Source organism: Exiguobacterium sp. s59, assembly GCF_018617475.1.
Classification (GTDB): Bacteria; Bacillota; Bacilli; order Exiguobacteriales; family Exiguobacteriaceae; genus Exiguobacterium; species Exiguobacterium aestuarii.
In genome coordinates this window covers 303987-329043 of sequence record NZ_JACSKG010000003.1, presented here as the reverse complement: position 1 = coordinate 329043, position 25057 = coordinate 303987, and the positions used below count along the sequence as shown (strand labels likewise).

Genomic DNA, 25057 nt, shown 5'->3' with positions numbered 1-25057 from the left:
ATTTAAATGGTAGCCAATCCATACGCAGCTTATCAAAACAATGCGGTCACGACCGCGAACCCACAGGAACTGACGCTTATGCTTTATGACGGGGCGCTCAAGTTCATGCGCCTCGCCAAGCTTGCGATCGACCAGGGCAACCCTGATTTAAAAAACATCAACATCCAAAAGACGCAAGCGATCTTCCAAGAGCTTCGTCTCACACTCAATAAAGACATCGCCATCTCGGCGAACTTGGACTCGCTCTATGAGTACATGTGGCGCCGTCTCGTCGATGCGAACGTCAAGAACGATACGACCATCCTCGATGAGGTGCTCGATTTCACGACGGAACTCCGCGACACGTGGAAGGAAGCGATGAAACTCGCGAAGCAGTCATGATGCCGATTGATGAGATCATCTTAAAGACGCAGCGCCTGAAAGAGTTGCTGGCGCAAGTTCCGGAAGAGCCGACGTACGACACGTGGATGGAACAAATCCATGAGCTCTTGGACGACCGCGAACAACTACTCGTAGCACACGGTCCTGACTTGGAGAAAGCCGATCAGACGGTTTTACGGCAGCTCGTCGACGACAGCCAAAAGATTGCACGGCTCATTGAGGCCGAACACCAGCGTCTCGGGATGACGCTCGGGACGGCCCGACTGGAACGGAAGACGGTCAAGTCGTACGTCGATCCGTATGAAGACGTCGATTCTAACTTTTCTGGTCTATTCGACCAACAGACGTAAAAAGCTCGAGGGCATGATGCCTTCGAGCTTTTGTGTGTTAAGAGGTCTTGACTTGGCGACGCATCCGAATGATGAAATAAGAGATGGTAAACAAGATGAGACCACTTACCGTAAAGTTTAAGTAGAGGCGGACGGCATCTTGAAGTGACGTGACCGGTGTAGACCCACCGAACCAAAGGAGTGGCAGGATCGTCACGTGCATGACGCTCCAGTGGATGAAAATCTGTTTTTTGAACGACCATTGTCGGACTTCATAAATGACGCTCGTGAGCCCGAGAAAGAAAGCGACTCCGGCGTAGACGAGCATGGCATGTACAGCGTCTGAATTTCCTGACCAGCCTTGGTAGAGCGCGAGTATCGCGAACGGCAACGCCCATAAGAGGCTCCGCACGAACCCTTTCTTCAATAATTGCATATGTACCATCCCTTCATTGAATCATTATGAATATATGCGCACATCATGTAAAAAGGTTTCAGGTAAAAAGCGAGGATGAAATGACGTCTGTTTTTCGCTATAATCGGGTAAACATCATTGTAGCCGTTGCTTCTTTTCTGGAAAGAGGAGGGAAACGAGATGCGTGAGAAAGAGTCCAAACCGGTATCGTCACGGAAGCGCCGTTATTTCGTCTATGGTCCAGAGGGAGCGTACGATGAGTATGTGGAACGGGATCCAAAACTTGAGGCGTACGTCGAGGACGATACGCCGTTTGAGGATCGTCCCGATCCGTATGAGGAAGAAGAGCTGAAATCAAGAGGATAAGTGTATGTGTCAAGGTCCTATTATGGACCTTGACTTTTATTTTACCTGGAACTTTTTCTTGCCACGATCCAGATTGCCAATTCGTTATATTCGTCTTAACCACATCACTTGGATTATGAAAAGGGAGAGATGAAGATGAACATGAAACGATTTGGCTTACTGGTGGCGGTACCGCTCGCACTACTCGTCGGATGCGGGGAAGCAGATGAACTGAAGACGACGTCGACGGATACGGAAGAAGTGGCAGAGGCAGAAGCGAGTGCGTCAGAGGAGACGACTGTTGAAGAGACGGACGTCCAAGAAAGTGAGCTCGGAACGAACAAGGTTTATATGAAGAACAAGGCACTCACGATCACGGAGACGATGGGACCGATTCAGTTCGCCATCGATAAAGTACAGACGTCACGTCTCACAGTCGCAGAAGCTTATAGCGATTCATTCGACGGACAAGAAGAGGTGACGGTCGTCGCGATGAACATGATTGTCGAGAACACGGTCGACGAGACGATGAGTTTCCATCCGAATCAGGCGACGCTCGTGACGAATACGGGGGAACAAGTGTCTTCTGACTTGTGGTTCTCAGATGACGTCGGTGGCGAATTTATGGGGAAAGTGAAGAAAGAAGGGAATGTCCTCTTCTTCGTGAAGGCAAAGCCAGAAGAGCTGACGGACTTAAAAGTCGTCATCGATGGACCGTTTAACGAGAATTTCGACAAAATGGCGGAAGACCGCTACGAGTATACAATCAACGTGACGAAATAAGATGAGGCGTGCCGAACGAGTGTCGGCACGTTTTTTGTATGGTCATTGGAAAATAAAACGAACGGACCCATTTCTCTATAGGTCCGCTTCATGATTAAACAGAGAGTCCGCTAGGTGCTCTCATATAAAAGAACAACCACCAAAATGCACTAATAAACATCACGCGCTGCAATAATCCCATGATTTCAGGAATACCGAACATCGCAATGGGGATGACGATCGCCACGGTTGTCATGATGAGGGCGCCCCACCGTTGGGCACCACGAGACATCACGGTGTGTCCGGCTGCTAGCATTGTAAACCCAATACCGGTCGTTGTCGCGAAAATGGAGTGCCATGTATCTTGCCAGACAATCGTCGTGATTGCATCTACAAGTGGGGCGTGACGGAATATTCCTGTGAAACAAAGGCTTATCCCAAACACACCACCTCAAACTCGGTGGTACCAGATTCTCGTTCGCCATGTGATCAGAATAGCCGTGAAACCTAAAAGTACAAACGTGATATTCATCACCCATGCGAAGGGAGCACCTTGTGATCCTAAGTGACTCGTCGTATGACGAGCGATATGGTAACCGTCAAAACTGATCAGCGGAAGAAGGGATGTGACGAGCAAGAACGTCACAAACAAGAAGATGCGCATCTCACTTCCGCTGATGCGGCAATGGGATCGACAACACATCCCAGTCGCTACCGGCAAACAGTTTCGATAGGTAGACGATTTGCCCGACGTGATAGCCATAATGCGACACTTGTCGCTCAATCGCATCGATCACTGAATGGGCTTCCCCGCGAATCATGACATCTTTCCCTAAGTCTTCTGGTGTGAGATCAGCTAAAACGTCGTCCAACAGTTGCCAGCGCTCGTCCCACACCTGCATGAGCTCATCTCGGGACAACTGCTGGTCCTCGAACTCGGCGTCGCGATTACGGTCCGGCTTCTCACCGTCCGTCGTCAGGAAATCGGTCCAGCGCGATTTCATATTGTTCGCCATGTGTTGGATGATGAGGGCGAGGGAGAGCGTATCCGGTGCGAGCGTCTTATGCAGGTCCTCGTCACTTACTTGGACGAGCGCGCGCTCGGCGAGTTGTTTCTGGCTGTTGAACGTGGCACGTGCGGTATCGAGATATTGCGTTTCAAACATGAAAAAACCTCCTTTAGTATGTAAGCTATTTGTTTATACCCCATCATCGAACTTCTCAATGATAACTACGAAAAAAGCGTAGGATCCAATATCCCACGCTTTCGTTTACGCATGTTCCAACCGAAAATCTTCCCAATGCGTCCGGGCCTGATTCCGGATCCGCTCCGATACTTCCTTACTGCTGAGGAGAATCCCGTACCAGCGACGCGCGTCCTCATAATAGTCGAGCGCGGCGGAAAGGTCGGCGATTCGCAACATGAGCTGGTCATACGGCAGCCCGGTCCGAATCGGGTCCGTATACGCCTCTTGCACCTCGTTATATTTATCGAGCGTCCGCTGCATCCATTCCTTCTCAGACGCCGTATCTCCCATCAACCGATACATCCAGACGATTCGCATCCCGAGCATGGCGACGACGGACGGTTTTTGTCCGCTCAACTGGGCCGTCATGACGGCGAACTTATATAAGAGAATGACGTGCTCGTTCGTCCGATCGCCTTTTAGAACGTCCGGTTTCACTTGTTTGAAGTAGTGCGTCTCAAGTGCCTCCCGGTTATGCTTTCGCACCTTGTCGAACGAGTCATGGAAGACGAGGTGACAGTGGTCGCAGACGGTCGGTTCGTATAAATACGGGTTCGGTCCGTCATACGTCGTATAGCCGTCCTTTTCGACCTCGAGCGGTCGGATGTGACGTGATAAGACACGCTGGGCCTTGCTCTCTTGTAAACAATACGGACATTTGACTTTCTTTAAAAACAAATGCTCTGCCATCTCGACACCTCACACATAGACGTTGACGAGCAATCCGCGAATCTCACCGACCTGGTCGAGGAGGGAGAGGCGTGAGGCTTCCCCTGAGATGACCTGGTCCGTCAGCGCGAGGAGCTTTTGGTCGACTTGTTCGACGACCTTATAGATTTTCGCGCGTCCACGGCGGTTGAACCCGCGTTTGTCCTCGAGGCGGAGTGCCGCGTCAACGGCCTCTTTCATAAAGTCTTTGATCATTTTCTTATAATCGGCGAGCGCCTCGACCGTCTGGCTCTCGGCGAGTAGCTCTCCTTGTTCCTGGATTGCGGCGATTTGACGATGGAACCGCTCGTGTTCACGGTCCTCGCGCTTTTGACCGATGACGTTTTGGAAGGAGACGCCGGGTTCGACCTCGGGGCGTTTCGCCTTACTTGAGCCGAGGAGCGATTGCGTCTCCATGATGCGACGAATGTCCATATGGGCAACCGTCCTTTCTTTAGGTTAGTTCAATAATTGTAACACGCCTTGCGGCAACGCGTTCGACTGCGCAATCATCGCCATGCCGGACTGATTCAGGATGTTTAGGCGGGCGAAGTCCATCATTTCACGGGCCATGTCGGCATCACGGATCCGTGACTCGGACGCCGTCAAGTTCTCAGAACCGATGGCGACGATGCTGACGTTCGCCTCGAGCCGGTTTTGAATCGCCCCGAGCTTCGAACGTTCGAGCGAGACCTTGTTGATCGCCGCATCGAACTTCGCGATCGCTTCTCCCGCTTTGTCCGGCGTCAATACGCTGAGGGAGTAATAAGTTTCAGAAGCTGTCGCTTGATCATTGTCATGGTCGACGGGAGATAATGCTCCGCCTCCCGCTGTCGTCGTCGTGATGCCGAGCGCGTGCGCCCGCATATCTTCGACGTTCAAGATGACGGCCTCGTTATTGCCGGCCCCGATTTGGAAGAAGAGCGTATTGGCGCCCTGCATGTATTCACCGTTCATAATCTTCTTCGAGTTGAACTCGGTCGTCTCGGCGATTCGTGTCACTTCTTCCGTCAAGGCGTTGATCTCTTCCTGAACGGCTTTCGCATCGTCCTCGCTGAGCGTCCCGTTCGCAGCCTGGACCGACAGTTCACGCATGCGTTGGAGGAGGGAATGTGTCTCGTTCATCCCACCTTCGAGCGTCTGGGTGAGCGAGATCCCGTCGAGCGTGTTGCGCTCGGCCATCGACAGCGAGTCGAGGCGCATCCGCATCTTCTCGGAGATGGCGAGACCTGCCGCGTCATCCGACGCCTTATTGATCCGGACCCCGCTCGAGAGGCGGTCCATCGTCTTTTTCATCGACGCCTGGTTCAACGAGAGTGATGTATAGGCTTTTAACGCTTGGACGTTATTGGTAATTTTCATAGCGGTTTCCTCCAGTCGGGACAGGTTGGGTCTTGGCACGTTCCATCGCTTCGCTCCACGTCTTGTCGAGGTCGCTTGCGAGCGTATGTAGTTCGGCGATCTTTTGTTGATCCTGGTCGATGATCGCCTCGACGCTGGCGTTCGCCATATAGAGATAGATTTCATCGAGTTGCGCCGCGATGATGCCGCCGCCGTCATGAAGTCCTTGATGGAGCTTGACCAACAGCTCGCGAGCTTGGCGCAGGTGACGATTTCGTTCGGCAATCGTCGAGCCTTGCGCGCGTTCATAGTGATACGTGAGCGCGTGTAACATCGCCTGTGTCAGTTCTTCAGGCCTCATTTCATATAACTGGGTTGGGTTCATCTTGGTTCTCCTTTAATGGAATCGAGTTCTTCTATTAACAGCAACACTTCCGCCATCACGTCATAGAGCTGCGGGGGGATGGCGTCCCCTAAGTCGAGGTCGAGCAGGTGTCCGAGCAAGGAATGGTCGTTCTCGACCGCAACTCCTCGGGCACGGGCCTCTTGTAAAATCTTTTCAGCGACGGCGCCCGTCCCGCGGGCGACGACGACGGGCGCTTTGTCCGTCGATTCGTCATAGCGGACGACCGCGGCCGTCTTTCGTTTCGTCAAATCCATGCGTTGGTACATCGCGGCCTCCTAAATTCTGAAATCATAGCCGGTCGTCGGTGCGATCTTAGGCTCATCGACGACACGTTCAGCTTTCGTGAGTGGTTTGAACTGGGTCGTCACACTCTTATAACCGATCGTCTCGAGCGTCTGTTCGATCTTGCCGAGGAGCGGGCGTGCGAGTCGTTCGACCGTCGCATCGTCATGTTCGAGCGTGAGGCGGAGGTTCCGGTCTTTCGCCTCGAGTTTGACGCCGATCTCGCCGAGGCGAGGCGTCTCTAAACGGATATAGAGGACGCTGTTCTCCCAGTCGACGACGTCGCCGGCCTCCCGGTTTTGGATATGGACGTGGATCCCGGTGTCGATCTCCTGCACTTTCGCCGGAAGGGCGAATAGGAGCTGGTGGAGCTGCCCGCCATCGAGGCGGTTGAGCGTCTGTTGGACCTGAAGGAACGAGGCGAGTCGTTGCGCCTCGGGGTTCGTCGTGTCACTTCGTACCGACAGCGCGGACGTCGGCGTGTTGTTCGCCTGTGCGAGTTGGGCCTGTGCTTGGACGCGTTGCGTCACTTCCTGGACGTGTCGGCCGGACAGTGTCGCGTCAAGTTTCAGTGGCGTGACGCTAGGCATCTCTCCGGCGCGTGTCGCACCGTGAGGGATATACTCGATCCGTGCCTGGTTCGGTGCGTAACGGAAGTCGTTCAACGTCGCCCGCACGTCTTTGACGAGCGCCGCGCTCTCTTGTGGCTTCGTCGAGAGTAACGACAAGGCGAGATCGAGCTTCGCGGTCATGGCGACGAGTTGTTTCTCTTGCGTCACATCCGTATGCAGGAGCGCATCCGTCTTTTGGACGAGTTGCGTCAAGCGGGTTGAGACGGTCTCGAGCGCGGGGCGGGCCGCATGTGGGTTCGTCTCGATAAGTGCGGCGACTTGTCCGAGTTGTTTCGTCACCGTCGCTTGTTCATTCCTGAACGTGTTCGTCACGTTCGCGAGATGGCTCGTCACTTCCTTGACCATGACTTGGCGTCCGTTGACCGGTGGGAGCGGCAACGGTTCGGTGCGCTCCATCTTCGGTGGGGTAGGCAAGTCGCGAATCACTCGATCGACCGTCTCCGGCGTCGGCGTCACCCGTTCGCTCACGGGACGTGACAAGTTAACGAGTTCGACGTATCGCTCTTTTTGTGGATACGGGGCGTGTGACGCCGGCGGTGTGAGGAGTTGTCTCGCTTCATTTAAGGAGAGGACGGCGATCTCTCGTGCGACCTCTCGGGGAACGGTCGGCGTGTCGAGCGTCTTTAGATGAAGGATGACGTCGCGCATGTCTCCTTTAAAGGCTGTCTCGAGCAAGCGCACCGTGTCCTCGTTCATCGGCAAGCGCCCGGACTGGAGCAGTCGGCTGACCGCGCTTCGCACTTCGGGTGGAAGGGCGGCGAGGAGCGTCTGGATCTTCGCGTCGAGCTTTGACGATGCAGGTGGTGCGGGTTCAAGCGTCTCTTCCTTTTGTGGAACGACGGTCGCGAGCAAGACGCCATCCTGTTCGGCAAGCGTCACCTGGAACGGGTTCGTCTTCGGGAGTCCGTCTTTGAATGTGACCTCGACTTCCTCGCCGTTGATTTTGACGATTGCGGAGTCGGGCCCTGTCTGTTTGACGAGTTCGGCCTTATAGGTCCGATTCGTCTGGATGCCTGGTAAGACCGAACTGACGGCGGTCGCTTGGGCTTGAATTTGCATGTTTGTCACCTCGACCATAATATCGACCTCTTTTTCAAAAAATGAAGCGAAACAAACGAAAAAAACCTCCCGTCTTTTCGACGGAAGGCGTGTCATGATTCAAGCGCGGGGCTCGCGTTCAATTGTTGGAACCGGGCGACGAGTTCACCTGTCGCCTTCAGTTGGTTCCGAAGGACGTACGGTGTCGCGTTCGTCTGGATTTGGTGTCCATCTTTTGTGAGGACGAGGCCGTTCGGCTCCTCCTCGATGTTCAGTATGTCTCGAATATGGGACCAGGCATACCATTCACAATCGTCTCGCTTCGGAGACTTCGTCGGGAAGAAGACGAGTCCGGTTGTCGGTTCGATCACGACAGGGACTTTCCCTTTTACGCCGGCGACGCGTTTGGCGATGAAGATTCGTTCCTCGATCGAGCTGTTGTACTGGCGGCAAGAAAGTTGCAACAACTGGTACGGCCGGAGCGGGGTTGAAATCTCGGTGCCATCCTCGAGAATGATCCGTGACTGCTTCATGATATCAAAGCAAGGGAGAATCGCCACGGTTCGCTTTGTGATGCGATATTTTTCCTCAGAATAGTAGGAGCGCATACGCTGCACCATCCTCCTCGTATAAGATTTTCAGGATCGGCTAAATGACAAAACGGCACAAACCTAAATCATCCCTTCAATGATATATCACAAAAAATGTAAATTCAACAAGACAATATGAAAAGTAGGGAAATATAATTCCAATGAAAGCCAAATGACGAAACGTTTACAAATATTTGAGAAAGTGTTTGTCACGCTTACAAGAAGGTGGTAAGATTAGCCGTAGAGGACAACCCTCTGTATTCTCCAATGGTGAAAGGAATGGATTTACACATGGTAGGTAAAGTAAAATGGTTTAACTCAGAAAAAGGTTTTGGATTCATCGAAGTAGAAGGCGGCAAAGACGTGTTCGTACACTTCTCAGCAATCCAATCTGAAGGCTACAAATCACTTGACGAAGGTCAAGACGTAGAGTTTGAAATCGTTGATGGCGAGCGTGGCCCACAAGCGGCTAACGTTGTAAAATTATAATTTCAAACCGTGAAGCCGGCTCCCTCGGGAGTCGGCTTTTTATTTTGCCTACATAATAAAAAAACGCGTTTAAAAATGGGTGGAATGGGTATTTTCTTTCTATACCTTTCGCTCGTTCTAGGGAGCGTTGAATTCGGAACAAAATTGTCATTATTTTCTGATGATAACGTTTTCAAACATAGCGATTTCGGGGTATAATATTAGTGAGCCACCTGGTTCCACTTTCTTTTTAGAAATGAAGCAGGAGATTCCGTCTCGTTCGACGAATCATTGGTTCAAGCGGTTATTTTAAGGAGGAGTTCAGATGATTTATAACATTCGCGGCGAAAACATTGAGGTCACACCAGCAATCAAAGACTATGTCGAGAAAAAGCTGGAGAAGTTGACTCGGTATTTCACAACTCCTACGGATGCACAGACGGCTTACGTCAACTTAAAAGTGTATAACGAGAAACAAAAAGTGGAAGTGACGATCCCGATGCCGAACTTGTTGCTCCGTGCCGAGGACATCAACCTCGACATGTACGCGGCAATCGACCTCGTCGTCGATAAATTGGAACGTCAAATCCGTAAACACAAAACGAAGCTCAACCGTAAAGGACGCGGAAAAGAAGGTGGCGTCGGCGAGTACTTCAAGTCCCTCGAAGGACCTGATGATGCACCGGCCGTCTACGATGAGGACGAGGCAGAACTCGAACTCGTACGGACGAAACGCTTCACATTGAAACCGATGGACACGGAAGAGGCGATTCTTCAAATGGACATGCTCGGTCACAGCTTCTTCGTCTTCTCTGACGCGGAAACGGGCAACACGAACGTCGTCTACCGTCGTAAAGATGGAAAGTATGGCTTGATCGAACCAGAATAATATACTTGACCTTACACGACCCTCCGGCTTCGGAGGGTCGTTTCGTTTTGCCTTTCCTTGAAAGGTGGCACCACTTCGGTTAAACTGTACATTAGGGAAAAAACATGCATTTTTTAGTGAGTGCAGAGGAGATATGAGTATGGCGAACTTTTTGAAAGAGTTATTTGCTCCACAGAAACGAGTATTGAAAAAAGCAGAGAAAGCGGCCGACTTGATCGAGTCGTTCGCCGAACCAATCAAAGCATTGTCAGACGAACAGCTTCAAGCGAAGACAGAAGAGTTTCGTGCACGCTTAGACAAAGGTGAGACGCTCGACGACATCTTGCCAGAAGCGTTCGCGGTCTGTCGCGAGGCATCTGAGCGAGTGCTCGGTATGCGTCACTATCGTGTCCAGCTCATCGGGGGCTACGTGCTCCATAACGGTGACATCGCCGAAATGAAAACCGGTGAAGGAAAGACGCTCGTCGCGACACTTCCGGTCTACTTGAACGCGCTCACGGGCCGTGGCGTACACGTCGTAACGGTCAACGAATACTTGGCGAAGCGAGATAAAGAACTCATGGAGCCGCTCTATTTCGCACTCGGTCTCTCGGTCGGCCTCAACGTGTCGAACATGGACCGTGTCGAGAAGCAGGCGGCCTACAATTGTGATATCACGTACTCGACGAACAATGAGCTCGGTTTCGACTACCTCCGTGACAACATGGTCCTTTATAAGGAAGACCGTGTTCAGCGTGAGCTCTACTATACGATCGTCGATGAAGTCGACTCGATTCTCGTCGATGAGGCGCGTACCCCGCTCATCATCTCGGGATCGGCTCAAAAATCGACTGAGCTCTACACACGTGCGGATGCATTCGTCCGTACGTTGAAAGAGGAAGACGATTACACGGTCGACATCAAGACGAAATCGGTCCTCTTGACGGACCAAGGGGTCGACCTCGCCGAGAAGTTCTTCGGCATCGACAACTTGTTCGCCATCGAACACGTCGCGGTCAACCACCACGTCGGGCTCGCCCTTCGTGCGAACGCGGTCATGCATCATGACATCGACTATATGGTGCGTGACGGACAAGTCATGATCATCGACCAGTTCACCGGTCGTGTCATGGACGGACGTCGCTACTCGGAAGGTCTTCACCAGGCGATCGAGGCGAAAGAAGGCGTCGAGATTCAACGCGAATCGATGACGCTTGCGACGATCACGTATCAGAACTACTTCCGTATGTATGAGAAGCTTGCCGGAATGACTGGTACGGCGAAGACGGAGGAAGAAGAGTTCCGTAACATCTACAACATGCAAGTCGTGACAATCCCGACGAACAAACCAATCCTTCGTGAGGACCGTTCGGACCTCATCTTCAAGTCGATGGAAGGGAAGTTCAAAGCCGTCGTCGAGGAGATTGCATCCGTCCACGCGACTGGTCAACCAATCCTCGTCGGTACGGTCGCTGTCGAAACGTCTGAATACTTGAGCAAGCTCTTGACGAAGAAGAAAATTCGTCACGACGTCTTGAACGCGAAGAACCACGCGCGTGAGGCGGAAATCATTGAGAACGCCGGTCAAAAAGGTTCGGTCACGATCGCGACGAACATGGCGGGTCGTGGTACTGACATCAAGCTCGGCGAAGGTGTCGTCGACCTCGGTGGTCTCTATATCATCGGGACAGAGCGTCACGAGTCACGCCGGATCGATAACCAGCTCCGTGGTCGTTCAGGTCGTCAAGGGGACCCGGGTAAATCCCAGTTCTACTTGTCACTCGAAGATGAACTCATGCGTCGCTTCGGAACGGACAGCCTCCAGAACATGATGGAGCGTCTCGGGATGGATGACACGCAACCGATTGAGAGCCGCATGGTATCGAAAGCGGTCGAATCGGCTCAAAAACGCGTCGAAGGTAACAACTATGACGCGCGTAAACAGCTTCTCGGTTACGATAACGTCATGGCCGACCAACGGAAGGTCATGTATAAAGACCGCTCAAGCATCCTCGAGAACGAGTCGGTCACGGATATCGTCCGTTCGATGATGGCACAGACGGTCGAACTCGGCGTCGGTCAATACACGCCGATCGAACTCGTACCGGAAGAGTGGAACATCGACGAGCTCGCGCACTGGGCGAACCAGACGCTCGCGCTCGAACGAGCGGTCGAAGGCAAAGACTTCTTCGGCAAAGAACGCGAAGAGATCATCGAACTCCTTATGGAGCGCGTGAACGAACAGTACGAGGCGAAACGTCAACTCGCACCGCCTGAGCGCTTCAACGAGTTCGAGAAGATTATCGTGCTCCGTGCCGTCGACTCGCACTGGATGTCTCACATCGACCATATGGATCAGTTGCGTCAAGGGATTCATCTCCGTGCATATGGACAGAACGACCCGCTCCGCGAGTATCAGGCGGAAGGGATCAACATGTTCGATGCGATGAACGCAGCCATCTCAGAAGAAGTGACAGGCTTCGTGCTCCGTGCCGAAGTCGGGGATAACCTCCGTCGCGAGAAAGTCGTCGAAGAGGAAGTCGCCGTCTCAGGCAAGGAAGATGCACCGGTTAAGAAGAAACCGGTCCGTCGTTCGAAAGAAGACAGCATCGGCCGGAACGATCCGTGCTGGTGTGGCTCTGGTAAAAAGTTCAAGAACTGTCACGGTAGACAACAGGCTTAATTATTGAAGAGGCGGGTCCGCTCGCCTCTTTCCTACGGAAAGGTGAATCAACACTATGGAAATTTCAGATATTCGGAACGAACTTGAGGCAATGGCGAAGCGCCTCGAGAATTACAGAGCTTCGCTCAACTTAACGGAGAAAGAAGCACGCATCGCCGAACTCGAGAACGAGATGACATATCCTGACTTTTGGGACAACCAAGAGAAGGCACAGAAAGTCATCGATGAGTCGAACGGCCTCAAAGCGATGGTCGATAAGTACCAAGACCTCGCGACACAGCATGAGGACGGCGAAGTGACGCTTGAACTCATCAAGGAAGAGCCGGATGCAGAGATGCAAGAAGAGCTCGCGGAGACGATTCAATCGCTCAAGAAAGAGTTCGACGACTTCGAGCTTGAGATCCTCTTGAACGGACCGTACGATGCGAACAACGCAATCTTAGAATTACACCCGGGTGCGGGCGGTACCGAGTCACAAGACTGGGCATCGATGCTCCTTCGGATGTATCAGCGTTTCGCAGACAAGCAAGGTTGGAAAGTCGAGACGGTCGATTACCTTCCTGGTGAAGAAGCAGGCGTCAAATCAGTCACGCTCCGCATCGTCGGTCATAACGCATACGGTTACTTGAAGGCGGAGAAAGGGATTCACCGTTTGGTCCGCATCTCGCCGTTCGACTCGTCAGGCCGTCGTCACACGTCGTTCGTGTCATGTGACGTCATGCCAGAATTCGATGACGATATCGAAATCGAAGTGCGCACAGAAGACCTCCGCATCGACACGTACCGCGCGTCAGGTGCCGGCGGACAGCACATCAACACGACGGACTCTGCCGTTCGGATCACGCACGTGCCGACAGGCGTCGTCGTCTCATGTCAGACAGAACGTTCACAGATCAAGAACCGTGAGTCTGCGATGAAGATGTTGAAAGCGAAATTGTACCAACGCGAACTCGACGAGCAACAACGTAAGCTCGACGAGATCCGTGGAGAGAAGACGGACATCGGTTGGGGTAGCCAAATCCGTTCATACGTCTTCCACCCGTATTCGATGGTCAAAGACCACCGTACAAACCATGAGGTCGGAAACACAAGTGGTGTCATGGATGGCGATGTCATGCCATTCATCGATGCATATCTTCGTAAAACAAATATGTGATGCATGTGGCTCAAAGACTCCCGTCTTTGGGCCACGTTGTCTGTAAAGGAGAATTTCTTTAATGAAGCAAATCGTCAAAGACTATCTGTATTTGTTGTCCGGCTCGGTGTTCGTCGCCTCGGCCTTCAGCTTATTCCTGTTGCCGAACAATCTCGCGTCGGGCGGGGTGAGCGGGATCTCGGTCATCACGTATGAACTGTTCGGCATCTCGCCGGGGGCGTTCCAGCTCGTGGCGAACGTGTTGCTGCTCATCATCGGGTGGGCCATCCTCGGTCTTGGCTTCGGGGTGAAGTCACTCGTCGGCTCGATCTTTTTACCAGGCGTCATCCTATTCTATGAGGCGATCGATGCGGGAGCTGCCGTGAACGACACGTTACTCGCCGCCATCTTTGGTGGAGTCGGAGTCGGAGTCGGGCTCGGACTCATCTTCCGGGGGCGTGCCTCGACAGGAGGGATGGACTTGATCGCGCAGATCTTACATAAGTTCACGCACATCCCGCTCTATCTTTGTATCGCCATCCTTGACGGCATGGTCGTCTTGACGGCCGCCATCACGTTCTCGTTCTCGACCGGGCTCTATGCACTTATCGCGTTATTCATCACGGTCAAGATGATCGACTTCGTCCAGCTCGGGTTCACGCAGGACAAGATGGCATATATCATCTCGGAGAAACGGGACTTTATCGTCCGTGCCGTGTTTGAAGAGCTCGACCGTGGCGCGACGGAGATTCAGGCGATCGGGGCGTATTCTCGTCTCGACCGTCCGATGCTCATGATTGTCGTCCGTCAGAGCGAGGTGAGCCGACTGAAAGAGATCATTCGTCGAATCGACCCCGAGGCGTTCCTCGTCTTCAGCGAGGCGCACGAGGTGCTCGGACAAGGGTTTACGTCGGACAAACGTTATATCAACGTGCCATAAGTTGTGGAATCTTTGTGTACTTTTCGTGAGATTAGGTTAGAAAGCATACGTTAACGGCTATAATGGTAAATGTAGGTCATTTCTACAACTTAGGAGGGGAACGTGGTTATGAAAAAATGGATGATGGCCATCGGCCTCGGCGCCATGCTGACACTCGGCGCATGTGGCGGCGGTGAAGAAGAAGACACATCGAGCAACGGGGATTCGGGCTCGAACACGGCATCGGTTGACGCGGAAGCGGTATACGCACAAAACTGTGCGGCATGTCACGGTGCGAACCTTGAAGGAATGAGTGGTCCGTCACTCGAGCAAGTCGGTGCTCGTTTGTCGGCAGAAGAAATTGAAAACGTCATCCGTAACGGTCAAGGCGCGATGCCTGCGAACGTCCTCGAAGACGATGAAGAGATCACGGCAGTCGCCGCTTGGCTCGCTGAGAAAAAATAAGATAGGGAAGCGCGGAGTGAACATTCACCTCGTGCTTTTTTGTTTGGGGTGTTATTCCTTGGGGAATTATTGTTAGGGTAATGGTAGATGTTATGGAAATGGAGTGATGACAATTGAAGACGAAGTTGATTGACTGGCCGACTTTTATCGGCTCGTTTGTACTACTGTTAGGGGTGACGTTACCGCTCATCTTCTTCCCGGAGACGGGAAAGGCATGGGTTGGAGCGGCGAACGAATACATGACCTCTAACTTTGGAGTATTGTACTTAGCCATGGGGTTAGGCGCGTTCGGATTTTTGATCTTTATTGCCTTTAGTAAGAATGGTCACATCAAGTTAGGTCGTGAAGATGAAGAACCCGAATTTAGTACGTTCTCGTGGGCGGCGATGTTGTTTGCTGCCGGAATCGGGTCTAGTATCCTTTATTGGTCGGTCATTGAATGGGTCTACTATTATGAAGGACCGCCGTTCGGGTTGACACCCGAGTCACCTGAAGCCATCCAGTGGTCGACGGCTTACGGCATGTTCCACTGGGGACCGATTGCCTGGGCAATCTATACGTTACCGGCATTGCCGATCGCCTATTTCTTCTATGTCCGTAAGAAATCAGTATTGAAAGTAAGTGAAGCGGTACGTCCGGTGATCGGGAAATGGGCGGACGGCCCAATCGGTAAATTGATTGATATCTTATTTATTTTTGGATTATTAGGTGGTGCCGGGACGACGCTCGCTCTCGGGACACCGATGATTGCCGAAGGGGTCAACGAACTGACAGGTATTCCGGTCACGCTTGGTATGCAGGCCGTCATCATGTTGATTTGTACCGTCATCTTCGCCGTCAGCTCATATATCGGGCTGAAAGGCGGGATCAAAGTGCTCAGTGACTTGAATATTTGGCTCGCGCTTGGGATTTTGACGTTCGTCTTCATCTTTGGACCGACGCGTTTCATTTTGGAGACAACATTCAACGGAGTCGGGATCGTCATGGACAACTTCTTCCGCATGGCGACATGGATGGAGCCGTTCGGTGACTTCGGTGGTTTCACGACGACCGGATTCCCTGAATCATGGACCGTCTTTTACTGGGCTTGGTGGCTCGTATATGCACCGTTCGTCGGATTGTTCGTCGCCCGTATCTCTCGCGGCCGGACGATTCGGAATATGATCTTTGGGACGATGGTGTACGGGACGCTCGGTTGTATCCTGTTCTTCGGGATACTCGGGAACTATGGTCTCTACCTCCACTTGAGCGGCACGTTCGATGTCGTCGGTTACATGGCGGCGAACGGTCCGGCTCCGACGATTATTGCCATCATCAGTCAATTGCCGTTCGGGAAGGTCGTTGTCGGCGTATTCACACTTCTCGCCATCATCTTCTTGGCGACGACGTTCGACTCATCGTCTTACATCTTGGCGTCAGTCACACAGAAGCATGTCGAGGACGAGCCAATCGTTTGGAACCGTCTCTTCTGGGCATTCGCACTCGCCATCATGCCGCTTACGCTCATGTTCCTCGGTGGACTTGATACGTTACAGACGGCAAGTATCGTCGGTGGGTTCCCGTTAATCTTTATCATGTTCCTCCTGGCGTGGTCGTTCGTCCGGGTGTCGAGTCGGGACATTCGTGCCTCCGATGATTATGAGTCTTCGACGATTCATATCAAATATCGGAAGCGGAAAAAATCTCCGTTTGATGCATTGAAAGAAAAACCACATGACTAACATTTGACGATATCGTGAAGGGTGTTCCTACGGGAGCACCCTTTTTGAAGTTCAGTTTCAACTTTTTCTTACATATAGAGAAGGCAAGGTTCTTGGCGACATTTTCCCACCGAACTCAATCGAACTGAAATACTCCTGTAATGGTCTTTTAAAAGTTGGATTGATATAATTGTAGTCGCTTCAACTATGCCCTAGATGATTTTTTGACCAGGCGAACATGAAAAACGATACCTTGACAGAGGGAGTTGTTTCCTGTAAAAAAGACTCTAGGCGAAATATACAGTAACTAAAACAATTGATTCAACTTCGTCATAGATGCATACAAATATTAAAAAAAGGGTAGGGAATACGTTATGATTTCGATGCAAAAAGTCAGTAAAGTATATCCAAACGGCGTCGTTGCCATGGATGACCTCGATCTAGAGATTCGCGACGGCGAGTTCCTTTATGTGGTCGGACCTTCCGGAGCCGGAAAGTCGACATTCATGAAGATGATTTATCGTGAGGAGAAACCGACAGCTGGTCAATTATTGATTGATGGGCTCGATGTCGGAAAATTAAAAGACCGGCATGTGCCGAAGTTACGTCGCCAACTCGGCGTCATCTTCCAAGACTTCAAATTGTTGCCGACACTCACTGTCTATGAGAACGTCGCGTTCGCGTTAGAAGTCGTCGGAGCAGACACGTCGTCGATTCGTAAACAAGTCATGGATGTGTTGAACCTTGTCGGATTGAAAAACAAGGCGCGCAACTATCCAGATGAACTCTCAGGTGGGGAACAGCAGCGTGTCTCGATCGCTCGAGCGATCGTGAACAAGCCGAAGCTGATCATCGCCGATGAGCCGACGGGAAACTTGGACCCGGAAACGGCATGGGGCATTATGGAAGTGTTTGAAGAAATTCACCGCCGCGGGGCGACAATCGTCATGGCGACGCACAACCGTGACATCGTCGATAAGATTCGTCACCGCGTCATCGCGATTGAGAGTGGTAAAGTAGTTCGCGATGAAGAGAAAGGAGCATATGGCTATGATGTTTAAGACTGGATTGCGCCATTTGCGTGAAGGGTTCAAAGGAACACTTCGTAATGGATGGATGTCGTTCGCGGCAATCAGTGCCGTGACAATCACTTTGTTGCTTGTCGGTGTCTTCGCACTCGTCATGTTCAACGTCAACGAGATCTCAGACAACGTCGAGAACGATGTCGAGATTCAAGTGTTCATCACCCGGACAGCGGATGAGAACTCGGTAGAGAAGCTCGGACAGAACATTGAACAGGTACCGGGAGTCTCGACGGTCACGTTCAGCTCGAAAGAGGATGAGTTACAGAAATTCCAAACTCAACTCGGGGATGATGCGGCAGCATACGGAACGGTTGAGAAAGACAATCCGCTCCACGCCCGTTACATCGTCAAAGCACAAGACCCGACAGAACTAGAGAAAGTGGCCGAATCGGTCAGTTCACTCGATAATGTCGACGATGTGAAGTACGGAAAAGACTACATCGATAAAATGTTTGCCTTCTTCAACGGGATTCGCATCGGTGGACTCGCGTTGATTGTCGGATTGACATTGATGGCGATGTTCTTGATCTCGAATACGATCAAGATGACAATCTTCTCACGTCGTCGTGAGATTGAAATCATGCGACTCGTCGGAGCGAAGAACAGCTTTATCCGCTGGCCGTTCTTTATCGAAGGACTGCTTCTCGGTATGCTTGGTGCTCTCGTCCCGATTCTCGTCATTTATTTCGGATATGACGTCGCATATAGTGCTTTACAACCATCGCTTGATCAATTGAATAGTGATATATTTAAGTTGATTGATCCATCGACGCTCACGGTACAAGTATCGCTCGTCTTACTTGCACTCGGTGCGTTCATCGGGATCTGGGGATCGACGACATCGCTCGGTCGCTTCTTGAAAATCTAACTTAAATAAGGAGGAGTTGGCGGATGAAACGTTCGCTTGCGCTAGGGTTGTGTGTATCGTTACTTGCCATGCCAGTCATGGCGACAGAGAAAGACACGTTAAAAGCTCGACAAGATCGATTGTCCAATGAATTGGAGGAGTCGAAAAAAGCGCAGGCCGAGACAGACGCCGAGCTCGAGGTCACCGAGGCAGAGCGTGATGCCGTGCAGACGGAGATTCACGTCGTCGATGACCGATTGAATGATTTGAGTGAACAAATCGCGATTCAACAACACGAGGTCGATACGGCCCGTGAAGAGCTCGAGGCGACCCGCCAACAACTTTCCGTTCAGGAAGAGTACTTAGAAAGCCAGAAGGATTTATTGAATGAGCGCCTTCGCGTCTTGCAAGTACATGAAGATACTTCCTATCTACAAGTCATTTTTGAGTCCCGTTCCTTCGGTGATTTCGTGACACGGGTCATGACGGCCCGCACGATCGCTGAGCAGGACCGGGAGCTCATACATAACTATATGAGTGAGATGGAACGTCTCGAGTCGTTAGAGACGACTCAGCGCACCCAACTCTCTTTCATCAAACAAAAAGAGCGTGAACTCGTCATCACGAAACAAGACCTTGACCGGACGGCCGAGAAGAAGCGCGATTTGTTGGTCGAACTGAACGAACAAGTCGAGCAACTCGAACTCGAGAAAATGACGCGCAGTGAAGAGCAGGCGGTCATGGCCGAACAGAACCGGATTATCAGCGAACAGCTCGAGGCGATTGCAACGGCAGAACGCGAAGCCGCCGAGGCTGCAGAACGCGCGAAACGGGAAGCTGAGGCACGTGCTGCGGAAGAGCGGGCGCGCGCCGAAGCAGAGAAACGGGAAGCGGAGACAGAGGTCGTAGTACCTGAAGTGGCTCCACCGCCAGCACAGCCGGCTGAAACGCCGACGAATGTGTCCACGTCGACTAGATTTGTCCGCCCCGTGTCCGGTTACGTCTCGAGCCCGTTCGGACCGCGGAACAATCCGTTGACAGGTGTCCCTGAGATCCATAAGGGGATCGACCTCGTCAACGCCCAAGGGACACCGATTGTCGCGAGCGCACCGGGTGTGGTCATCAAGGCGGCACCGGCGACCGGATATGGGAACGTCGTTTTCGTCTCTCACGTCATGAACGGGGAGATTTGGACGACCGTCTACGCCCATCTGAACGCCATCACGGTCGGCGCCGGTCAACAAGTCGCGGCAGGACAGACGGTCGGGACGCTCGGCAACACCGGCTGGTCGACCGGACCGCACCTCCACTTTGAGTTACATCGAGGAAAATGGGCACCGGGACAACCGAATGCGATTGACCCAGCCCCGTATATTGGATACTGACTAAAGCGGACGCGTCCCAAATATGTGGAACGCGTCCGCTTTTCCTCTCGTTTTTGCTATACTAATGAAAAGACTTACAAAGAGAAATGAGGGACCAACCCGTGAAAAATTCAACCGCAGGACTACTCGCTGGCACAACGTTCGTGGCTGGGGCCGGTGCAGGCCTTGCGACGATGGCGTTTACAGACACATCACTTCCGATTCAGACGAATGCGGAAGGCTGGGATAAAGTCGACCAAGTGCGTGATTTGATTGAGGAACATTCGTTACAAGACATCTCGGAAGAGGATTTATTGACAGGAGCGCTCGACGGCATGACCGCAGCACTCGATGATCCATACTCGGATTTCTTGGACGCGGAAGAAACATCGCAATTTACTGACTCGATTGAATCGAGTTTTGAAGGAATCGGCGCAACTTTGGAGAAGAAAGGAGAAGACATCTTAATCGTCGCTCCGATCAAAGGCGCTCCAGCCGAGGAGGCGGGCCTTCGCCCCGGTGACATCATCACAGCGGTCGACGGGGAGTCGATCGAAGGAATGGATGTACAAGAAGCCGTCCAACTCATCCGAGGGGAAAAAGGGACGACCGTCACATTGACGATTCGCCGTGGCAGTCAGACGGCGGACTATGAGATCACGCGTGACACGATCCCAATCGAGACGGTGTTCTCAGAAGTGAAAGAGCAGGACGGTAAAAAGATTGGCTATCTTCAAGTGACACAGTTCTCCGAACCGACGGCCGATGAGTTTCTCGAACAGCTCGAACAGCTCGAGTCAGAGGATATCGATAGCTTGATCATCGACGTGCGTGGGAACCCAGGTGGGCTCTTACCAGCCGTCATCGAGATGTCTGAAGGGTTCGTCCCGACATCAAAACCGGTCGTTCAAATCGAGAATGCGGACGGGGACCGTGACGCTCAAAATGGTCGCGCCCGCGAAGCAAAACCGTACAATCTTTTCGTCTTGACGGATGAGGGCTCTGCCTCGGCATCTGAGATTTTGACGGGTGCGATGAAAGAAGGAGCAGGCGCAACAATCATCGGAACGAAGACGTTCGGGAAAGGCGTCGTCCAGACGGCATTTGATTTAGAGGACGGTAGCAACCTGAAGTTGACGACGAGCAAATGGCTCACGCCAGACGGGAACTGGATCAATAAAAAAGGAATCGAGCCGGATATTGAAGTGGCTCAACCAGATTACTTTAATGTGACCCGTGTCTTGACAGAAGAAGAGTCACTAAAAGTCGGCGATTACGGCGATGCCGTCTCGAACTTGCATAAAATTTTGACGGGAATCGGCTACGAGCCAGGTGGTCAACCGGGATACTTCGGAGACACGATGGCAGAAGCCGTGAAAGCATTCCAGACAGACAATGGTCTCGAGGCTTCAGGGACTGTCGATGAAGAGACCGCTTCGGCGCTCGAATCGAAGTTGCTCGAGGCGATTCAAGATGAGGCGAACGATGCCCAATTGAACCGAGCGCTCGAAGAAGCCGCAAAATAACGTTGAATGAAAGAAAGGATTGGACCGCGTGGAAGTTGTACGAATGAGTGTTACGGCTTTATTGACGTTGTTAGGTAGTCCGCTGTTTTGGGTGACGCTCGTCGCCCTTACATACATATCGATGACACGAGTCAAACGAGAACGAGCCATGTTTCGTTCGAGACGACGCTCGCCGAAGTCGGAATGGAAGCATTTCATCTGGCCAAGTCTTCTTCTAGCGGTCCTCGCATCAGCCGCGACGATCGTACTTGAGACGACCATCACGTTTGAGTGGGCCGTCTCGTTCACAGTGCTCTATACGCTAGTGGTGTTGACGATGCATCCGCGATTCTTCAATCCGGTGCTTCCGCTTCTCGTCTTGTTCGGGGTCGTCATGTTGCGCGATGTCGTCTCTTATGGGGCGCTCAGTGATTGGGTGATCGAGCTCGCTCGAGTCGATTGGACGGTATATGCCCTCACGTTCGGGCTCGTCACGCTCGCGGAAGCGATCCTTTTACGCTGGAATGGACCAAAAGAGACGTCCCCGACACTGATCTTATCGAAACGCGGTCAGTTCATCGGGGGGCATGTCGTCAAACGGATTTGGTTTTTCCCGCTTGTCGTCTTCTTGCCACCGACGTTCGGTCTCGACTGGCCGATGGTTCCCATCATTCTTCCGATTCCAATCGGAGTCAGCTTGTTGTCGACCGGCGCATTGCCGGGAACGCTACTTGCACGATTGAGCAATTATCGCGCAGTGCTCGCATTGATTGCTCTCGGTCTATTTGGTCTCTCGTATGTATGGGAGATTCCATATGTCGACTATGCCGTGTTTGCCTTGTTCGTGCTATATGAGCTTGGGCTTCAGTGGATCAAACGAGAAAATCGTGGCACGACACCTGTCTTCATCAATGGAAATCGCGGGGCGGTCATCGTCGACACGCTTCCGAATTCACCGGGAGAGGCGATGCAACTCATCCCAGGTGAATCGATTTATAAAGTCAATGGAACGATCATCACAGGAGGGCATAGCTTTTACGAGGCGCTCCAGCAACATAAACCGTACATCAAGCTCGAAGTGCTGAATCTGAACGGGGACATCCGTTTCGTTCAGCGTGCGATGTATGAGACCGATCCACACGAACTCGGTATCTTGTTCGTCGGGGAGCCGACGAGTCCACGTGTCCGCCTCCGTAAATTGTAAGAGTATCCTAACGGGTACTCTTTTTTTGCATACGAAAAGGGCACCCGTTAGGATGCCCTTTCATCTTATACGTCAAGTTTTGATGGTTTGAATGCCATCGTTGCTTCGACGGCGTGTTGCCAACCTTTGTAGAGTGCTTCGCGATGAGACTCGTCCATGTTTGGCTCGAACTTCTTATCGAGTTTCCACTGCTCTTTGATCTCTGCTTGGTCTTTCCAGAAACCAACAGCGAGACCTGCCAAGTAAGCGGCACCGAGTGCAGTCGTTTCACTCACTTCCGGACGTTCAACCGGAACGTCGAGGATGTCCGATTGGAACTGCATGAGGAAGTTGTTGCTGACGGCTCCACCATCGACACGGAGTGTCTTCAAGTTGATACCTGAATCGTTCTCCATCGATGTGAGGACGTCACGCGTCTGATAAGCGAGTGACTCGATCGTCGCACGGACCAACTGTTCTTTCTCTGTTCCGCGTGTGAGGCCGAAGATGGCTCCACGAACGTCAGAGTTCCAGTATGGTGCACCGAGACCAACGAAGGCTGGTACGACGTATACGCCTTCTGTCGATTCGATACGCGTCGCATATTGTTCTGAGTCTTTCGCTGATTTCAGCATCCGTAATCCGTCACGGAGCCATTGAATTGCCGAACCGGCCACGAAGATTGAACCTTCGAGCGCATACTCAACTTTTCCGTTATAGCCCCATGCGATTGTCGTCAAAAGACCGTGATCCGATTTGACGGCTTCTTCACCCGTGTTCATGAGCATGAAGCAACCTGTACCGTACGTGTTCTTTCCTTCACCTTTTTCGAAGCATGTTTGACCGAACAAGGCAGCCTGTTGGTCACCAGCCGCGCCGGCGATTGGTACTTCGAATCCGAAGAAGTGATATGGGATCGTGTTTGCATATACTTCACTCGAAGGTTTGACTTCAGGAAGCATTGATTTCGGTACCGTCAAGATTTCGAGTAACTCGTCATCCCACTTCTGTTCGTAAATGTTATACATGAGTGTACGTGATGCGTTCGAATAATCCGTTACGTGGGCTTTACCACCTGAGAGTTTCCAGATGAGCCATGTATCGATTGTTCCGAAGAGGAGTTCACCGTTTTCGGCTTTCTCACGAGCGCCTTCGACGTTATCCAAAATCCATTTCACTTTCGTACCTGAGAAGTAGGCATCGATGAGGAGACCTGTTTTGTCACGGACCATATCCGAGTGACCTGCTGCTTTTAGTTCTTCACAGATATCAGCAGTTTGACGTGATTGCCAAACGACCGCGTTGTAAACAGGGCGTCCTGTTTCTTTCTCCCAAACGACTGCTGTCTCACGTTGGTTCGTGATCCCGATTCCAGCGATTTCATTCGGATCGATATCCGCCGAACCGAACGCTTCCGCCATGACCGCGAGGACAGAACCCCAAATTTCATTGGCGTTATGCTCGACCCAGCCTGGTTTTGGGAAATATTGTTTGAATTCGCGTTGTGCGACTGTGACAATTTTTCCATCATGATCAAAAATGATTGCCCGTGAACTTGTCGTTCCTTGGTCCAATGCTAGAATATAACGTTTTTCTTTCGCCATATGTGATTTCCTCCTTCAAAATTATGTGTTAAGGGACGAGAATGCCATATACGAGAGCGGCAATGACAGCACCAATAATCGGACCAACGACTGGAATCCATGAATAGCCCCAGTCAGATGAACCTTTTCCTTTAATCGGAAGGACAGCGTGGGCGATACGTGGCCCAAGGTCACGCGCTGGGTTGATCGCATATCCCGTCGTACCACCTAGTGAGAGACCGATTGAGACAATCAAGAAACCGACGATGAGCGGGTTGAGTCCATCTGCGAATGTGTTTGCCCCGAATGACAACAACGCAAACAAAAGGACGAATGTTCCGATAATCTCACCGATCAAGTTAGATGGTGTGTTGCGAATACCTGGTGCAGTTGAGAACGTTGCGAGTTTCAAACCTGGATCGTCCGTCGCATCGTAGTGCGGCTTGTAGTGGACATACACCAAACATGCCCCGATGAACGCTCCGATAAACTGAGCAAGGATGTAGAGTGGGACATCGGCCCATGGGAATTCTCCTGCTGTCGCGAGACCAATCGTGACGGCAGGGTTGATGTGTGCGCCTCCGTAAATACCGGCTGCGTAGACCCCGACCATAACCGCGAGACCCCAACCCATTGTGATAACAATCCAGCCAGAGTTTTCCGCTTTGGAATGGCGGAGGACGACGCCGGCGACGACACCGTTACCGAGCAGAATCAATAGCATCGTACCGATAATTTCACTTACAAATGCTGACATGTGATACTCCCCTTTCTCC

General features: G+C 52.0%; 28 protein-coding genes. 16 read left to right on the top strand and 12 right to left on the bottom strand.

All coding sequences use genetic code 11. The features are described from left to right. Window positions 1-6 precede the first annotated feature (6 nt). Window positions 7-381 carry a flagellar export chaperone FliS gene (gene fliS, locus KNO91_RS07590; RefSeq protein WP_214758342.1) on the top strand — a complete coding sequence of 125 codons (375 nt, stop codon included), beginning with the start codon at window positions 7-9 and terminating at the stop codon, window positions 379-381. Next, the gene (locus KNO91_RS07585) at window positions 345-731 is read left to right on the top strand and encodes a flagellar protein FliT (protein WP_371816649.1); all 387 of its coding nucleotides are present in this window, start codon (window positions 345-347) and stop codon (window positions 729-731) included. Before fliS ends, KNO91_RS07585 begins: the two co-directional genes overlap by 37 nt. A gap of 37 nt (window positions 732-768) precedes the next feature. Here the strand turns inward: KNO91_RS07585 and KNO91_RS07580 are convergent, their stop codons facing one another. Next, on the bottom strand, window positions 769-1146 hold the full coding sequence (locus KNO91_RS07580) for a DUF3021 family protein (protein WP_214817296.1): 378 nt from the start codon (window positions 1144-1146) through the stop codon (window positions 769-771). Between the two features lie 159 nt (window positions 1147-1305). On the opposite strand from KNO91_RS07580, the gene KNO91_RS07575 reads away from it, so the two are divergent. Next, window positions 1306-1491: a hypothetical protein gene (locus tag KNO91_RS07575; RefSeq protein ID WP_031422829.1), complete on the top strand. Its 186-nt coding sequence runs from the start codon at window positions 1306-1308 to the stop codon at window positions 1489-1491. Between the two features lie 135 nt (window positions 1492-1626). Continuing rightward, entirely contained in the window at window positions 1627-2253 is a 627-nt protein-coding gene (locus KNO91_RS07570) for a hypothetical protein (RefSeq protein ID WP_214817294.1), read from the top strand. Between the two features lie 94 nt (window positions 2254-2347). On the opposite strand, the gene KNO91_RS07565 is transcribed toward KNO91_RS07570, so the two are convergent. From KNO91_RS07565 to KNO91_RS07525, 9 genes are all read right to left on the bottom strand, one after another. Continuing rightward, the gene (locus KNO91_RS07565) at window positions 2348-2677 is read right to left on the bottom strand and encodes a hypothetical protein (protein ID WP_214817292.1); all 330 of its coding nucleotides are present in this window, start codon (window positions 2675-2677) and stop codon (window positions 2348-2350) included. Window positions 2678-2897: 220 nt separating this feature from the next. Continuing rightward, complete coding sequence (locus tag KNO91_RS07560) at window positions 2898-3398, bottom strand: DUF1572 family protein (protein ID WP_214817290.1); 501 nt, start codon at window positions 3396-3398, stop codon at window positions 2898-2900. A gap of 105 nt (window positions 3399-3503) precedes the next feature. Then, window positions 3504-4169 (bottom strand): DUF2225 domain-containing protein, encoded by a 666-nt coding sequence (locus KNO91_RS07555; RefSeq protein WP_214817288.1) that lies wholly within the window; start codon window positions 4167-4169, stop codon window positions 3504-3506. A gap of 9 nt (window positions 4170-4178) precedes the next feature. Beyond that, window positions 4179-4622 (bottom strand): YaaR family protein, encoded by a 444-nt coding sequence (locus KNO91_RS07550; RefSeq protein WP_214693607.1) that lies wholly within the window; start codon window positions 4620-4622, stop codon window positions 4179-4181. A gap of 24 nt (window positions 4623-4646) precedes the next feature. Next, window positions 4647-5549, bottom strand: a complete 903-nt coding sequence (locus tag KNO91_RS07545) for a flagellin N-terminal helical domain-containing protein (RefSeq protein WP_214817286.1) — start codon at window positions 5547-5549, stop codon at window positions 4647-4649. Continuing rightward, a complete protein-coding gene (locus KNO91_RS07540; RefSeq protein WP_214817284.1) occupies window positions 5533-5913 on the bottom strand; it encodes a flagellar export chaperone FliS in 381 nt (126 codons plus the stop codon). Before KNO91_RS07540 ends, KNO91_RS07545 begins: the two co-directional genes overlap by 17 nt. Further along, window positions 5910-6200: an EscU/YscU/HrcU family type III secretion system export apparatus switch protein gene (locus KNO91_RS07535; RefSeq protein WP_074033686.1), complete on the bottom strand. Its 291-nt coding sequence runs from the start codon at window positions 6198-6200 to the stop codon at window positions 5910-5912. Before KNO91_RS07535 ends, KNO91_RS07540 begins: the two co-directional genes overlap by 4 nt. Window positions 6201-6209: 9 nt before the next feature. Continuing rightward, entirely contained in the window at window positions 6210-7925 is a 1716-nt protein-coding gene (locus tag KNO91_RS07530) for a hypothetical protein (protein ID WP_214817282.1), read from the bottom strand. A gap of 74 nt (window positions 7926-7999) precedes the next feature. Further along, window positions 8000-8506 (bottom strand): competence protein ComK, encoded by a 507-nt coding sequence (locus KNO91_RS07525; protein ID WP_251126574.1) that lies wholly within the window; start codon window positions 8504-8506, stop codon window positions 8000-8002. A gap of 261 nt (window positions 8507-8767) precedes the next feature. On the opposite strand from KNO91_RS07525, the gene cspD reads away from it, so the two are divergent. The 12 genes from cspD (at window position 8768) to KNO91_RS07465 (ending at window position 22719) form a co-directional block, all read left to right on the top strand. After that, entirely contained in the window at window positions 8768-8965 is a 198-nt protein-coding gene (cspD, locus tag KNO91_RS07520) for a cold-shock protein CspD (protein ID WP_012726946.1), read from the top strand. Window positions 8966-9269: 304 nt separating this feature from the next. After that, complete coding sequence (gene hpf, locus KNO91_RS07515; protein ID WP_214687196.1) at window positions 9270-9833, top strand: ribosome hibernation-promoting factor, HPF/YfiA family; 564 nt, start codon at window positions 9270-9272, stop codon at window positions 9831-9833. 139 nt (window positions 9834-9972) lie between these two features. Next, entirely contained in the window at window positions 9973-12495 is a 2523-nt protein-coding gene (secA, locus tag KNO91_RS07510; protein WP_214795403.1) for a preprotein translocase subunit SecA, read from the top strand. Between the two features lie 55 nt (window positions 12496-12550). After that, the gene (gene prfB / locus KNO91_RS07505) at window positions 12551-13651 is read left to right on the top strand and encodes a peptide chain release factor 2 (RefSeq protein ID WP_214693596.1); all 1101 of its coding nucleotides are present in this window, start codon (window positions 12551-12553) and stop codon (window positions 13649-13651) included. A gap of 61 nt (window positions 13652-13712) precedes the next feature. Beyond that, on the top strand, window positions 13713-14570 hold the full coding sequence (locus tag KNO91_RS07500; protein ID WP_214795405.1) for a YitT family protein: 858 nt from the start codon (window positions 13713-13715) through the stop codon (window positions 14568-14570). A gap of 108 nt (window positions 14571-14678) precedes the next feature. Beyond that, window positions 14679-15014 (top strand): cytochrome c551, encoded by a 336-nt coding sequence (gene cccB, locus KNO91_RS07495; RefSeq protein WP_012726941.1) that lies wholly within the window; start codon window positions 14679-14681, stop codon window positions 15012-15014. Between the two features lie 113 nt (window positions 15015-15127). Continuing rightward, complete coding sequence (locus KNO91_RS07490) at window positions 15128-16735, top strand: BCCT family transporter (RefSeq protein WP_214795407.1); 1608 nt, start codon at window positions 15128-15130, stop codon at window positions 16733-16735. A gap of 353 nt (window positions 16736-17088) precedes the next feature. Beyond that, a complete protein-coding gene (gene ftsE / locus KNO91_RS07485) occupies window positions 17089-17775 on the top strand; it encodes a cell division ATP-binding protein FtsE (RefSeq protein ID WP_214795409.1) in 687 nt (228 codons plus the stop codon). After that, a complete protein-coding gene (gene ftsX, locus KNO91_RS07480; protein ID WP_214795411.1) occupies window positions 17765-18667 on the top strand; it encodes a permease-like cell division protein FtsX in 903 nt (300 codons plus the stop codon). Before ftsE ends, ftsX begins: the two co-directional genes overlap by 11 nt. A 23-nt stretch (window positions 18668-18690) precedes the next feature. Next, on the top strand, window positions 18691-20031 hold the full coding sequence (locus KNO91_RS07475; RefSeq protein ID WP_214817279.1) for a murein hydrolase activator EnvC family protein: 1341 nt from the start codon (window positions 18691-18693) through the stop codon (window positions 20029-20031). A 101-nt stretch (window positions 20032-20132) separates the two neighbouring features. After that, window positions 20133-21536 (top strand): S41 family peptidase, encoded by a 1404-nt coding sequence (locus KNO91_RS07470; RefSeq protein ID WP_214817276.1) that lies wholly within the window; start codon window positions 20133-20135, stop codon window positions 21534-21536. A gap of 28 nt (window positions 21537-21564) precedes the next feature. After that, window positions 21565-22719, top strand: coding sequence for a PDZ domain-containing protein (locus KNO91_RS07465; RefSeq protein ID WP_353048756.1), 1155 nt, complete (start codon window positions 21565-21567; stop codon window positions 22717-22719). A gap of 65 nt (window positions 22720-22784) precedes the next feature. Here KNO91_RS07465 and glpK read toward each other — a convergent pair whose 3' ends face one another. Together glpK and KNO91_RS07455 are read right to left on the bottom strand one after the other, a co-directional pair. Next, entirely contained in the window at window positions 22785-24302 is a 1518-nt protein-coding gene (glpK, locus tag KNO91_RS07460) for a glycerol kinase GlpK (RefSeq protein ID WP_214795420.1), read from the bottom strand. Between the two features lie 28 nt (window positions 24303-24330). Continuing rightward, complete coding sequence (locus KNO91_RS07455) at window positions 24331-25038, bottom strand: MIP/aquaporin family protein (protein ID WP_214817273.1); 708 nt, start codon at window positions 25036-25038, stop codon at window positions 24331-24333. Window positions 25039-25057 lie beyond the last annotated feature (19 nt).